The sequence below is a fragment of the Nocardia puris genome, assembly GCF_036051655.1.
In the GTDB taxonomy this organism is placed as follows: Bacteria; Actinomycetota; Actinomycetes; order Mycobacteriales; family Mycobacteriaceae; genus Nocardia; species Nocardia puris.
In genome coordinates this window covers 1784478-1798252 of sequence record NZ_CP107943.1, presented here as the reverse complement: position 1 = coordinate 1798252, position 13775 = coordinate 1784478, and the positions used below count along the sequence as shown (strand labels likewise).

The 13775-nt window shown below is 71.3% G+C and carries 11 protein-coding genes; 6 read left to right on the top strand and 5 right to left on the bottom strand.

The features are described 5' to 3' along the window. Positions 1 to 6 precede the first annotated feature (6 nt). On the top strand, positions 7 to 468 hold the full coding sequence (locus OHB21_RS07925) for an NUDIX hydrolase (RefSeq protein ID WP_067502852.1): 462 nt from the start codon (positions 7 to 9) through the stop codon (positions 466 to 468). Positions 469 to 789: 321 nt separating this feature from the next. Continuing rightward, a complete protein-coding gene (locus OHB21_RS07920) occupies positions 790 to 2109 on the top strand; it encodes an MFS transporter (RefSeq protein WP_084537278.1) in 1320 nt (439 codons plus the stop codon). Between the two features lie 98 nt (positions 2110 to 2207). Here the strand turns inward: OHB21_RS07920 and OHB21_RS07915 are convergent, their stop codons facing one another. Further along, on the bottom strand, positions 2208 to 2738 hold the full coding sequence (locus tag OHB21_RS07915; RefSeq protein WP_067502849.1) for a hypothetical protein: 531 nt from the start codon (positions 2736 to 2738) through the stop codon (positions 2208 to 2210). 163 nt (positions 2739 to 2901) lie between these two features. Between OHB21_RS07915 and OHB21_RS07910 the strand changes: the two genes are divergently transcribed. After that, the gene (locus OHB21_RS07910; protein WP_067502846.1) at positions 2902 to 4491 is read left to right on the top strand and encodes a DUF4185 domain-containing protein; all 1590 of its coding nucleotides are present in this window, start codon (positions 2902 to 2904) and stop codon (positions 4489 to 4491) included. Here the strand turns inward: OHB21_RS07910 and OHB21_RS07905 are convergent. The 3 genes from OHB21_RS07905 to OHB21_RS07895 are packed head-to-tail and all read right to left on the bottom strand — an operon-like array spanning position 4469 to position 6776. Continuing rightward, on the bottom strand, positions 4469 to 5344 hold the full coding sequence (locus OHB21_RS07905; RefSeq protein ID WP_195125010.1) for a 5-oxoprolinase subunit C family protein: 876 nt from the start codon (positions 5342 to 5344) through the stop codon (positions 4469 to 4471). The two genes, OHB21_RS07910 and OHB21_RS07905, sit on opposite strands and share 23 nt — an antisense overlap. Next, positions 5341 to 6012 (bottom strand): 5-oxoprolinase subunit B family protein, encoded by a 672-nt coding sequence (locus OHB21_RS07900; protein ID WP_067502840.1) that lies wholly within the window; start codon positions 6010 to 6012, stop codon positions 5341 to 5343. The genes OHB21_RS07905 and OHB21_RS07900 overlap by 4 nt, the downstream gene beginning before the upstream one ends. Positions 6013 to 6023: 11 nt before the next feature. Then, a complete protein-coding gene (locus OHB21_RS07895) occupies positions 6024 to 6776 on the bottom strand; it encodes a LamB/YcsF family protein (protein WP_195125009.1) in 753 nt (250 codons plus the stop codon). 178 nt (positions 6777 to 6954) lie between these two features. Between OHB21_RS07895 and OHB21_RS07890 the strand changes: the two genes are divergently transcribed. Continuing rightward, positions 6955 to 7770: a hypothetical protein gene (locus tag OHB21_RS07890; protein ID WP_067502838.1), complete on the top strand. Its 816-nt coding sequence runs from the start codon at positions 6955 to 6957 to the stop codon at positions 7768 to 7770. 12 nt (positions 7771 to 7782) lie between these two features. On the opposite strand, the gene OHB21_RS07885 is transcribed toward OHB21_RS07890, so the two are convergent. After that, positions 7783 to 9243: a CCA tRNA nucleotidyltransferase gene (locus OHB21_RS07885; RefSeq protein WP_195125008.1), complete on the bottom strand. Its 1461-nt coding sequence runs from the start codon at positions 9241 to 9243 to the stop codon at positions 7783 to 7785. Between the two features lie 531 nt (positions 9244 to 9774). Here OHB21_RS07885 and OHB21_RS07880 point away from each other — a divergent pair. Together OHB21_RS07880 and OHB21_RS07875 are read left to right on the top strand one after the other, a co-directional pair. Next, the gene (locus tag OHB21_RS07880; RefSeq protein WP_067502835.1) at positions 9775 to 10311 is read left to right on the top strand and encodes an NUDIX hydrolase; all 537 of its coding nucleotides are present in this window, start codon (positions 9775 to 9777) and stop codon (positions 10309 to 10311) included. Then, positions 10308 to 12791, top strand: a complete 2484-nt coding sequence (locus OHB21_RS07875; RefSeq protein ID WP_067502832.1) for a DUF6049 family protein — start codon at positions 10308 to 10310, stop codon at positions 12789 to 12791. The genes OHB21_RS07880 and OHB21_RS07875 overlap by 4 nt, the downstream gene beginning before the upstream one ends. The last annotated feature ends 984 nt before the right edge of the window (positions 12792 to 13775 follow it).

Below are 13775 nucleotides of genomic sequence, written 5' to 3'. Positions count from 1 at the left end.
AGCGGCATGCGACCCGAAGCGCTCGCGCGGATCGAACGACGGCTGCGCACCGAGGCGCACCGCGACGGCATCAACGATTTCGTGGTCGGCGTGGCGGTGTTCCGGCAGCGCCGCCTGCTGGTGGTGCGGCGGGTGCCCGACGACTACAACGGCGGACTGTACGAACTGCCGGGCGGCGGCGTGGAATCGGGCGAGACCTTCGCCGATTGCGCGGCCAGGGAATTGCTCGAGGAGACCGGACTGCGCTTGCGCGGTATCACCGAATTCCTCGGCGGTATCGATTACGCCACCCGCACCAAAGCCCGCGTCCGCAAATTCAGTTTCGTCGCCGAGGTGGAGCCCGGCGAGGTCGAGCTGGCCCCCGGCGAACACGACGATTACGCCTGGATCGACGCGAACGAACTGGAAGACCTCCCCATGGCCCCGGATATGCGCGCCTCCGTGCGCTCCCTGGTCCACGCCATTTGAGCGGTACGCGCGAACCATCCCGACACGCCCAAGCACGGCAACGCAACGCAACGCAAGATACGCGCTCTCCCAGCCACGTCGGGGAGGGAGCCCGACGACCGACCGTTCGCGGCCGTCTCGCAACTCAGCGCTCGAAGCGCATGCGCGCAGCGCGAGTCTCGAGCGCTGAGTTGCGAGACATGAAGGGCCGCGAACCCGCGCGCGCCAGCGCGCCAAAAACACAGCCCGTACACCCGCCCCGGGCTCGGCCCAACCATCACCGCCACCGAACCGTCCGACCCCGTCCTTCGAGCGCGCCGAGAACACTGCACAATCGGGGCGGTGTCGATCGGTCGCCCAGAGGATGCGCAGTCACTGCCGCTGCGGACAGCGTTGCGGGAGAGTCCCGGGGTGGGGCGGCTGGCGATCGTGCGGTTCGCGGGGCAGTTCGGCGACGGGATGTTCCAGGCGGCGCTCTCGGGGGCGATCCTGTTCAACCCGGAGCGCGAGACCGATCCGCTGGCGGTGGCGGCGGGGTTCGCGGTGCTGTTGCTGCCGTATTCGCTGATCGGGCCGTATGCGGGGGCGCTGCTGGACCGGTGGGATCGGCGGGCGGTGCTGCTGGTGGCGAATGTGTTGCGGGCGGCGCTGATCGGTGTGGTGAGCGTCGGGCTGCTGGCCGGCGTGGGGGAGACGCCGCTGCTGTTGCTCGCGCTGGCGGTGGTGGGTATCAGCCGGTTCGTGATGGCGGGCGTGTCGGCGGCGTTGCCGCGGGTGCTGGCGCAGGAGTGGCTGGTGCCGATGAATTCGGTGCTGGCGACGGTGGCCTCGGGCTGTGCGGGGGCGGGTGCGGCGATCGCGGTGGCGATCATCGGGGTCATCGGGGCGGGTGATCAGGGTTCGGCGGTGGCCGTCGCGGTGAGTGCGACCGGTTCGGTGCTCGGGGCGGTGCTGGCGGCCGGGTTCCGCCCAAGGGTGCTGGGGCCCGAGGGGAAGATCCGGACGGAGCGCGGCGCGGTGCGCGCGATCGCGACGGGTCTGCGCACCGGCGCGACGGCGGTGTGGCGCTCCAAGCACGTGACCACCGCGATGGTCGGGATCGGCACGCACCGCGTGGTGTTCGGCGCGAACACGCTGATCATGGTGCTGGTGCTACGCCAGGACGCGTCCGGGCCGACGGGCGGGCTGATCGGTTTCGGGGTGGCGATCGCGGCGACGGCGACCGGCATGCTGGTGGCGGCCGTCCTCGCGCCGCTGCTGATCCCGCGGCTGGGCCGCCCGCGCACGGTGGTGGCCGGGCTGGTGACGGCGATGCTGGTGCAGCTCACGCTGGTGACGCCGACCGCCCTCGCTGCGCCCGACGCGGCGGACCGCGCGCATCAGCTCCTGCTCGCGGGCGCCTTCCTGTTCGGCCTGGCCGGGCAGACCATCAAGCTCACCGGCGACGCCACCATGCAGATCGACATCGACGACGACCGCCGCGGTCAGGTGTTCGCCCTCCAGGACACCGTCTTCAACATCACCTTCGTCCTGGCCATCGCCGCCACCGCCCTGGTGGTCCCCGCCGACGGCCGCTCCCTCCCGGTCGTGCTGACCGGCGCCCTCGGCTACGCCGTCGGCATCCTCGCCATCGCCTTGAACTCGCGTAGGCCGACCAAGTAGCCGAAGAAGCGCCTGGGCGGGCAGGCAGGTGGAACTGCCGAGTCCACGGGACGGTCGAGTGCCCGGTCGAGCCGGTCGGCTCACGCGCCCTGTACCGATCAGGAGGACGGGTGGCGATCGGACGTGGGTTCGGCCTGGTCGGCGGTGGCGAGTGGGTCGCGCAGTTCTGGCCACGGCTGAGTGGGCGGGTACATCGCGATCGGGTCGGTGCGGGGCAGGTAGGCCGGGGGGATTGCTTCGACCGGCAGCGCCGTGACGTCGAGGGGGTAGTCGGCCAGCGCCTCGGTGACCGGGTCGGCCTGCGGTGCCGGGGGTTCGGTGTAGGAGCGGAGGAGTTGGTCGGCGGCCGGGTCGGCGGTGCCGGTGATCTGCTGGTTCCAGGTGCCGAGGCCGGTGGGGTCGAGGAAGAAGGCGTCGAGCAGGCCGTCGTCGTCGAGGTCGAGCGCGGCCACGTCGGCGACGCCGGTGCCGCGCGAATCCCACAGCGCGTCGTCGGCCAGACCGTCGCCGTCGAAGTCCAGCTGGAGGGCGTCGGCGGTGCCGGTGCTCGCCAGATCGAGATCGGCCGGGCTGGTCCAGGTGCTGACGACGCCGTCGCCCGTCCCGAACACGTACTCGATGTCAGTCATACCCGGTTGGACGCACGCGCGGCCCGCGCGGTTCCACGATTTGTCCACAAGACCGCACCGGACCGCGAACCTGTGGACAACCAGCCCGCCGGGCCCGCCGCATACGTCCGATTCCGGTAAGTTGATCTCGCCCCGCACGAATCGACCAGGGAGCCACCGCATCATGGGAGCGATGCCGAAGCGTCTCGACGTGCCCGCGCTGTTCGGCGTCGTGCTCGCCGGCATGCTCACGGTCCCCACGGCCGCGCACGCCGCGCCCCACCCGTGGGCGCCGCCACCGGTGAACATCTGCGGTGAGACCGGCTTCGATCCGCTGGCGCGCGAACCCGATCCGAGCCTGCCGCCGCCACCGCCGATCAGCATCCCGCCGCGCATCGACATCCCGATCCCGTGGCCGGAGATCACCACGGTGCCGATTCCCGATCCGCCGCAGGACAACACGCGCATCGTCGCCGAGCCGCTGCCCGACGACCCGTGCCGCAACCCGTGCCCCGACATCCGCGACACGCCGAAACCCGATCCCGAGGCGACCGAGCCCTCCGATCAGGGCACGGGGTCCGGCTCTGGCTCGGGTTCGGGATCTGGCTCGGGTTCGGGGTCCGGGTCCGGTTCGGGGTCCGGCGGTTTCCAGATCCCCACGATCGAGATCCGCCCCGAGATCGAACCCATCCCGATCCCGGTCCCCGGCGGCCCCGGCGAGGAACCCCAGCCGGCCCCGCCCGCCGTGGTGAACCCGGCCGAGCCCGGCCCGGCCGCCGCCGCGCCCCCGCGCCCACAGGTCGGCGCCGTGGATCTGGTGAGTCAGGTGACCGGCCACGGCTCGGACAACCGCACCGATATGCGCTGGCAGGTCGACGGCACCGACCTCGGCCTGATGTGGGAGACCAAACCGGGCGAGATCGCGATCGTCTTCGGCGACACCTTCGGCGAGGGCTGGCAGCTCGGCGGCGCGGGCGGACCCGACTGGCGCAGCAACGTGCTCGGCTACAGCACCGACCGCGACCTCGCCGACGGCCTGACCATCGACACCATGGTGCAGGACAGCCGCTGCCACGCCGCGGAGTTCCTGAGCAGCCGCAAGATCAAGAACTGGGAGACCACCGTCATCCCGACCTCCGGGTTCGCGATCGGCGAGCGCCAGTACCTGAGCTACATGTCGGTGAACCGCTGGAGCCGCATCCCCGGCCTGTGGGTCACCAACTTCGGCGGTATCGCCTGGTCCGACGACAACGGCAGCACCTGGACCAAGGATCAGCACGCCCGCTGGGACAACCTGTTCGGCCTCGGCCGCTTCCAGGTGGCGGCCATGGTGCCGCACGGCGAGTACGTCTATATGTTCGGCACGCCCAACGGGCGGGTCGGCGTGGTCGGCCTGGCCCGGGTGCCGAAGGACCAGGTCCTGAACAAGACCGCCTATCAGTACTGGGTGGACGGCACTTGGGCGCCCGCCGCCGAGAACCACGCGACGCCGCTGTTCCTCGGCATCGCCAGCGAGGTGTCGGTGCGCTACGACGCCGTGGGCGAACGGTGGCAGATGGTGTACCTGGACTCGGCCGCGGGCGCGATCGTGCTGCGCGAGGCCGCCGAACCGCAGGGTCTGTGGACCGAGGCCGCGCCACTGGCCTACACCTCCGACTACCCGAAGGCGTACGGCGGGTTCATCCACCCGTGGTCGCCGGAGGGCGAGCTGTACTTCACGATGTCGGCGTGGGACACCTACAACGTGTATCTCATGCGCGCCGAGGTGAACTGAGTTCGGCGCTGCGGAAGCGCAGGCGCTGCCCGGGTCTGGCCTGGGCGACGGCGTCCACGTCGGCGTCCAGCACCACGGCGATCACCGGGTAACCGCCGGTGATCGGATGGTCGGCCAGGAACACCACGGGCTGCCCGCCGGGCGGCACCTGCACCGAGCCGAGCGCCACGCCCTCCGTGCGCAATTCGCCCTCGACGCGGCGGTCCAAGGGTGGTCCGGACGCGCGGTCCAAGCGCGCGCCGATGCGGTCGGTGTCGGTGGAGATCGTCCATTCGCCCGCGAACAGCGCCCCGGGATCGGTGAACCAGTCCGCGCGCGGTCCGGGCAGCGCTCTAACCGTCACCAGGTCGGCCGGCGGCGCGAGCGGCGCGTGGTCGACCAGCGGGAGTGCGCGCGGCGGCGGCCCGACCGGCAGCGCGTCACCCGCGCGCAAGGGTTCGGGGCCGAGCCCGGCGAGTGTGTCGCGGCTGCGCGAACCGAGCACCTCCGGCACGGTGAACCCGCCGCGCACGGCGACGTAGCTGCGCAGTCCGCTGGCCGCGTAGCCGAGTCGCAGGGTCTGTCCTTCGTCGAGTTCGAGGACGCACGCGTGCCCGACGGGGATGCCGTCCACGGTGGCCTGCGCGGGCGCACCCGTCACCGCGACGGTGTGGTGACGGTCGGCACGCAGCACCAGCCCGCCGAGCAGCACCTCGAGCGCCGCCGCGCCCTCCGGGTTCCCGACGAGGCGGTTGGCCAGCCGCAGCGACGCCCGGTCGGCCGCGCCCGCCACCCCGACGCCGGAGTGGAACCAGCCGGGCCTGCCCAGATCCTGCACGGTGGCCAGCGGACCGACCCGCTCGACGCGCATCATCGGGCCACCTCGAAACGGACGGTCGCCCCGGCGCGGATCAACGCCGGCGGATCGCGATCGGCGTCCCACATGGTGAGGTCGGTGTGCCCGATCAGCCGCCAGCCGCCCGGCGACACCCGTGGATAGACCGCCGAGAAGCCGCCCGCCAGGGCGACCGCGCCCGCCGGTACAGCCGTCCGCGAGACGGGGTGGCGCGGGACGGCGAGACGCCCGTCGGGCGATTCGAGGTACCCGAAGCCCGGTGCGAATCCGACGAAGGCGCACCGCCATTCGGTGCCGGTGTGCGCGGCGATCACGTCGTCCGTCGTCATGCCGAGCAGTTCGGCGACGTCGTCGAGATCCGCACCGTCGTATCGCACCGGGACGGTCACCACGTGTTCGGCGGATCCGTTGCGCGACAGTGTTCCACGGGAAACATCGCCCGAATCCGTCTCCTGTGCAAGCTCTTCCAGCAGGGTGCCGAGGGCGCGGCGCACCGGTTCGGCGTCGGCGGGGGCGCGCAGGGTGACCAGCACGGTCTCGGCGGCGGGCAGCACGTCCTGCACACCGGAGATCCGCGCGGCACGCAGCACGGTGGCGACCCGCACCGGATCGCCGAGCGTGATCAGGAACGCCCGGTCACCCGCGGGCCGGACACATTCCACCGCAGCCGATTTCCGATCCGCCATACCGCCCCCGGTCACGCGAACGATTCGACCGCGACGCCCGACTCCGCGAGCGCGGCACGAATGCGGCGCGCCATCTCCACGGCGGCGGGTGTGTCGCCGTGCACGCACAGACTCGACGCGGGTACCACGATGGAGCCACCCGCCACGGTGCGCGCCGACCCCGAGGAGGCAATCGAAATGGCTTGGGCGACAGCGTCGTCGGCGTGCAGCACAGCGCCCGGCACGCCGCGCGGCGCGAGCGAGCCCTCCGGTGTGTAGGCGCGGTCGGCGAAACCCTCACCCACGAAACGGATCTTGGCGTCGACGGCGGCGGCCTCCAGCTGCGTGCCCGCCGGGCCGAGCAGCGCCAGGCCGGCGTCGTACTCCGTCAGCGCCGCCAGCACGGCGTCGGCGATCTCGCGGTGCCCGGCGGCCGAATGGTAGAGCGCGCCATGCGGTTTCACGTAGCGCACCCGGTCGCCCGCGACCTTGACGAACGCGTCCAGCGCGGCGATCTGGTACAGCACCTCGTCGCGCAACTCGTCGGGGGAGACGGCGATCTCCCGCCTGCCGAACCCCACCAGATCGCGGTGGCCCACGTGCGCGCCGATGCGCACCCCGCGCTCCACCGCGAGCGCGCAGCTGCGGCGCATGATCGACGGATCGCCCGCGTGGAAGCCGCAGGCGATATTGGCGCTGGTGACGATGTCGAGCATGGCGGCGTCGTCACCCATCGCCCACGGGCCGAAGCCCTCGCCGAGATCGCTGTTCAGATCCAGCGGCATCGGAAATCCCTCCTGCGTCGATCGGTGTCTGCCCTCCATTGTCGTCGCCCGGCGCACGGGCGGACACGCGATCGGCGCGGACCGATCAGGTATGTCACGGTTCACAAGATCGTCCGCGGGGGATTCGGGTCGCGACGGATGGTCGCGCCGAGCGGGGGCTTGTACGCTCGGAGCAATCATGGCCACGTATTTCGATCCGAAGTCATGGTCACCTCTGTGGGCCGTCGACCTCGGCAAGCGGCTGTTCGACCAATCCTGGGTGGAACAGTGGCTCGCGACCACCACCTCGTGGGTGGACCCCGTAGTCGACCTCGGCTCCGGCACGGTCACCGCGCTGATGCCGGATGTGCTGATGACCGTGCTCAGCGAGGGCATCCTGAGCCGCTTCGGCGGGCGGGAGATCGCCGCGACCCTGCTCGGCCACCAGCTCACCGCCACCCTGGACGTGCTGAAAGTGCGCAGGCGCGGCGCGCACTTCCAGACCAAGACCGTGCTGTCGGGCCTGCTGTGGGACGGCCATCCGATCGAGACGGTCACCGTGATCGCGCACGGAATGCGGCTCATCCCGGGCGTACCGACCAAGGTGCGCACTGCCTCGCTCGATATCGAAGGCACGGTCACCACCGCCGCGCTGCTGGGCTGGCTCAACACCCAGCCATTGGACTGGGAACTGTCCACGCACGAGAGCGGGCTGATCCGGGCCGCGCACCGCAAGCGCGGGCTGACCGCGCTGGTGGACGCCACCATCGAGAACAACCTGCTCACCGTGCGCGTGCACCGCGCCACTTGGTTCGGGATCCGGCTGCCGAAGCGGATGATCACCGATCCGGCCATCCTGCTGGAGAACCTGCCGCAGCACGCGCGGATCGCGCACGCCGCGCGCGAGGGGGATCAGGTGCGGTTCCGGGTGGATCTGCCCGAGACCACCGGATCGTTCGACCTGGCGCAGATCCGCGACGCGATCGTCGCGGGCACCACCCTCATCGTGTTCTGACCTGCGAAAATCTCAGTCCTGCTGGGTCTTCCACCACGCCAGCAGCGCCGCCTCCGCCTCGTCGCGGGTGAGCGGGCCGCGATCCAGGCGCAGTTCCTTCAGGAAGCGCCACGCCGTGCCGACCTCGGGGCCCGGCGCCAGGCCGAGCAGCTCCATGATCGCGTTGCCGTCCAGGTCGGGGCGGACCTTGGCCAGGTCCTCCTCCTGCCGGAGGCGTTCGATACGCGCCTCGAGGTCGTCGTAGGTGGCGCGCAGCGCGGCGGCCCGGCGCTTGTTGCGGGTGGTGCAGTCGGCGCGGACCAGTTTGTGCAGGCGGGGGAGCAGGTAGTCGGCGTCGGTGACGTAGCGGCGGACCGCGGAATCGGTCCACTGGCCCTTGCCGTACCCGTGGAACCGCAGGTGCAGGAAGACCAGGCGGGCCACGTCCTCGGTGAACTGCTTCGGGTACTTCAGCGCGCGCATGCGCTTGCGCACCATCTTCGCGCCCACCACCTCGTGGTGGTGGAAGCTGACACCGCCGCCCGGCTCGTTGCGCTTGGTGTCGGGCTTGCCGATGTCGTGCAGCAGTGCCGCCCAGCGCAGCACCAGGTCGGGATCGCCGTCCTCCAGGTCGATGGCCTGTTCGAGGACGGTGAGCGAATGCCAGTACACGTCCTTGTGCTGATGGTGCTCGTCGATCTCGAGCTTCATCGCCGGGACCTCCGGCAGCACGCGCTGGGCCAGCCCGGTCTCGCACATGATGTCGATGCCGTCGATGGGGTGCGCACCGGCGATGAGCTTGTCCAGTTCGGCGCGGACGCGCTCGGCGGTGATGCGGTCGATCTCGCCGGCCATCGCGACGATCGCCGCGCGCACGCGCGGCGCGAGTTCGAACCCGAGCTGGGAGACGAACCGGGCCGCGCGCAGCATGCGCAGCGGGTCGTCGTGGAAGGAGTCCTCGGGCGCGGCGGGGGTGTCGAGCACCCCGGCCAGCAGCGCGTCCATACCGCCGAGCGGGTCGACGAATTCGAGCGATCCGTCGGAGGCGATCTTCACGGCCATCGCATTGACGGTGAAATCGCGGCGCACGAGATCCCCCTCGAGCGTGTCGCCGAAGGTCACCTCCGGATTGCGCGAGACGCGGTCGTAGGAATCGCTGCGGAAGGTGGTGATCTCCAGCTGCTGATCACCTTTTGCCGCGCTGACCGTGCCGAACGCCAGACCCCCCGTATCCCACAGGTGGTCGGCCCAGCCCCGCATGATCTCCTGCACCACCTCGGGCCGCGCATCGGTGGTGAAGTCCAGATCGGTCCCCAACCGCCCGAGCACCGCGTCGCGCACACTGCCCCCCACCAGGTAGAGGGCGTGCCCCCGCGCCGCGAACAGTTCGCCGAGCGGGGTCAGGATGCCCGACAACCCGCCGAGCGTCACCGCCGCGGCCGCGAGCAACCGCGTACGCCGTTCCTCGGCGGGAATCAGGGCGGAACCGGTCACGTGCGCATCCTCGGACTTGGGCGAAACCACGAAAGAGCAGCTTACCGAGCCCCCGCCACCCCTTTTCCCCCGCACGATCCCCACCCCCGCGCCATATATAAGGACGCCCGCATAGTGCCACGTAGGCCTGCATCCATCCCACCGATTCTCTGGCACAGCCTGCTGAGCCCACCCGAAACCCGCCAACCCGCCACGACACCTACAGCCCTCAACCACAACGCACCATCCGCACTCTCCCAACCACCTCGGGGAGGGAGCCATACGACCGACCGTTCGCGGCCCGGCGCGCCACAAGCACAGCGCCGCACACCAGCCCCCGACCTCGCCTCAACGATCACCCGAAACGCACACTCCGCACTCTCCCAGCCACCTCGGGGAGGGAGCCCGACGACCGACCGTTCGCGGCCGTCTCGCGTTCCAGCGCTCGAAGCGCATGCGCGCAGCGCGAGTCTCGAGCGCTGGAACGCGAGACATCAAGGGCCGCGAACACGCGCGCGCCAGCGCGCAAAAAAACACAGCTAGGATTGCCAGGTGTCTCCGGCGGATCGTGCGAACAGTCGACGCCGCCAGCCGCGGCGCCGCGGTTCGGCGGGGAATGCGGCTAAGCCTCGTATGCGTACGGTGCGGGAGACTTCGGCCGGGGGATTGGTCGTGGACGGTCTGGACGGGCCGAGCGACAAGCGGAGCGCGGCGTTGATCGGGCGGACCGATCGGCGCGGCCGGTTGCTGTGGTCGTTGCCGAAGGGGCATATCGAGGAAGGCGAGACGGCGGAGCAGACCGCCATTCGCGAGGTGGCGGAGGAGACCGGTATCCAGGGGGTGGTGGTGGCCGAGCTGGGCAGTATCGATTACTGGTTCGTCACCGAGGGTCGCCGGGTACACAAGACCGTGCATCATTTTCTGTTGCGTTCGGTGGGCGGCGAGTTGTCCGACGCCGACGTGGAGGTCACGCAGGTGGCGTGGGTTCCCTTGAGCGAGTTGGATTCCCGGCTGGCGTACGCGGACGAGCGGCGGCTGGCCGAGGTGGCGAATCGGCTGATCGATCGGATGGAGATCGGCGAGCGATGACGCGTGGACTGTGCCGGATCATCGTGGCGGTCCTGACCTTGCTCGCCGCGGTGGCCGCGCCCCTGGTGCTGGCCGGGCCGGGGTCGGGGCAGCCCAACGGGTCCAACACCACGTCGGGGCCGCAGTTCTTGAAGTTGTCGCTGGATTCGGTGTCGCCCTCGGCGGTGACGGTGACAAGCGATCCGCTGCTGACGGTGTCGGGCACGGTGACCAATATCGGCGACCGCGTGGTGGACGACATCAGCGTGCGGTTGCAGCGCGCGCCCGCGGTGTCGGAGCCCAGCGGGCTGCGGTCGTCGCTGAGCCTGGACCAGGTGAACTTCGATCTGTCCGGCCCGTTCGAGGAAGTTGTCGACCGGCTCAGTCCGGGGCAGCGCAAGCAGTTCACGTTGAGCATGCCGTTGCGCCAGGACGGCAGTGGTGAAGCGTCGCTGGGGATTTCGGAACCTGGCGTGTATCCGCTGTTACTGAACGTCAACGGCGAACCGGCGTACGGCACGCAGGCGCGACTGGACGACGCCCGGTTCCTGTTGCCGGTGCTGGGCCTGCCGCCGGTGGAGCCCGACGGCGCGCAACCGGTGCCGCCGCCGGCGAATCCGCCGGTGGCGACGACGTTGCTGTGGCCGCTGGCGGATCGCCCGCGGTGGGTGGCGGGCGTGCCGGGTTCGGTGAACGGGATGGCGGAGCTGACCGATGACGAGCTGGCCGCCTCGCTGAGCAAGGGCGGGCGCCTGGAGCAGTTGCTGGGCGCTTTGGAATCCGCGATCGGCACCGGGGTGACCCGCAGCCGCGAGCTGTCTACCTCGGTGTGCCTGGCGGTGGACCCGGATCTGCTGCTGACGGTGCAGGCGATGACGAGCGAGTACCGAGTGCTGGCGAGCCCGTCGGATCCGGACGGCGCGACGCGCGAGGGTGCGGGCACCGAGGCGGCGCAGAACTGGCTGGACCGGCTGCGCGCGCTGGCGTCCTCGCTGTGCACGGTGGCGTTGCCGTTCGCGCAGGTCGATGTGACGGCGTTGGCGGCGGTGAACGATCCGGACCTGTCGGCGCGCGCCCTGAACGCGCCCGCCGACCTGGTGGATTCGATTCTGGGGGTGCGTTCGCTGCGCGGGGTGAGCCTGCCGGATTCGGGGACCGTCGACGCGGGCGGCGGAATGCTGCTGCGCGGCCACGGTGTCACGACGGCGGTGCTGGCGGATTCGGCGGTGGTGCCCGAGGGTTCGGCGGGTTCGATGACGGCGCGCCAGTCCGTCGATGTGCCGGAGTCCGCCGCGCCGGAGCTGGTGTCGGTGCCGAGCGTGACCGCTCCGCCCGCCCCGGCGCCCACTCCGGAAGCGGCGCAACCGGATCCGGGTCTGCGGGTGGCGACGTTCGACATCTGGTCGGCGACGGCGCTGGCCGCGGTCGGCTCCAATCCGCCGACGCCCTCGTTCACGCCGAACCGGGTGCGCTACGAGGTGATGAACGATTCGCGGACCGCGCGCCTGCAGGACGCGCTGGGTGCGATCTCCTGGAGCGCGCTGAATCCGCAGGCGGGCGGGCCGCGCTCGATGCTGTTGTCGCCGCCGCAGCAGTGGGGCGCCAACCGCGACGAGGCGACCGCGCTGCTGAAGCAGGTGGAGCTGCTGATGCGCGGCAATCTGGCCACACCGCGCGCGTTCGCCGATCTGGTCGCGCTGCCGCCGGATCCGCGTCCGTTCGAACTGTCCTATCTGTCGCAGGCGGCGGCCGACGCGGTGCCGGAACGATTCGTGCTGCCCGTCCGCGACCAGGGCAGGCGCGTCTCGGAGCTGATGCGCGCGCTGGTGGACGTGCCGGAGTTCGAGCCGACGCCGGGGCAGTTCCTGACCCCGTTGCGCGACGACCTGGTGCGGGTGCTCTCCCTCTCGGATCGGCGCTCGGGCAACGCCTCGACCCCGGACACGTTCGCGCAGCGGCGGTTGGACCAGACCACCCGCACCATGGACGAGCTGTTCGGCTCGGTGTCGGTGCTGCCGCCCGGCGGCGTGTACACACTGGCGTCGGAGCAGAGCCCCCTGCTGCTGGTGGCGCGCAACGATCTGCCGGTCGCGATCCGCATCCGATTCCGCATCGAGGCCCCCGCCGAGACGAAGATCACCGATATCGGCGAACAGCAATTACCGCCGAAGGGGACACGGTCGTTCCAGATCCCTACCGAGGTCAGCGACAGCCGTAACCTGGTGATCCCCATCTCGCTCACCACGCCGGAGGGCATCGGGCTGGGCGAGGCCACCTCGGTGTCGGTGCGGTCCAACGCGTACGGCCAGGCCCTGGCGATCATCACGGCGAGCGCGGGCCTGCTGCTGTTCGTGCTGGTCGGACGCCGGTTGTGGCGGCGCTTCCGCGGTCGTCCCGACCCGGCCGACGAGGGTGTCGGCCCGGATCTGCGCCGCCGGGCGAGCAGGTACCGTCGGGCACGCAAACGCGCGCTGCGAAAGGCAGGACAGGAGGCACGGTGAGGGATGATCGATCGGGCGCCCTCACCGTGCGGAACAATCGGTGGGGACGCGCGTCCGCGACGGGGCGGGATCGCGGGACGGCACGACGGGGGACGCTCGACGGGCGAAACGCCGATCGGGCATGCCGGATGCACGGGTCCGGTACGACACAGGAGGCATGATGAGCGACGATGATTCATCCGCTCATCGGTCTCGACCTGATGAACGACCTGACGGGCCGCCCGCCCGCCGGGCCCCCGCCGCGCCGTGGGAACGCGCGCCGCGACCGCCGGAGGAACCCGGTGTGACCCGCCGCGATCCGAACGTCCCGCCCCCGGTGCCCCGGGTGAGCAGGCCGCAGGACGGCCGGATGCCGCCCCCTCCCCAGCGCCCGCCGCATCCCGGGCGCGGTCCGGCGCGTCCCGATCATCCTGTCCCGCCCGAGTACGATCCGCGCGGCCCCCGTCGCGGTCCCGGTGAGTCGGGCGCGATTCCCGCGCAGCGCGGCCCGGCGCGCCCCGGGCCTGGTCAGCGCGCACCCGAACCCCCGCGTCGCCCGATGCCGGGTGGGCCGGAGGACTTCGCGGCCGGACGCGGTCCCATACCCCGCCCACCCGACGATCTCCCGGGCGGACGCGCACGCGTGCGGGGCACGCCAGAAGACTTCCCGGCCGGCCGCGACCCCATCCCCGGCGGACCCGACGACTTCCCCGATCGCCGCCCGATACCTGCCGAATCCGACGACTACCCGGCGGGGCGTCCCGGCGCGTATCCCGCGCAACGCGGTCCCGGCCCCGGCCAGTCCGGTGCCATCCCGGCGCAACGCGGCCCTCGACGCGGGCCGGAGCCCGGCCAATCGGGAGCGATCCCGGTCCAGCGCGGCCCCGAAGGCGGCCACCCGGGCAACATCCCGGCCCAGCGAGGTCCCGCGTCCGGTGCGATTCCCGTCCAGCGGCCGACCCCGTCGGGCCACTCCGGCCCCATCCCCGCGCAGCGCGGACCTGG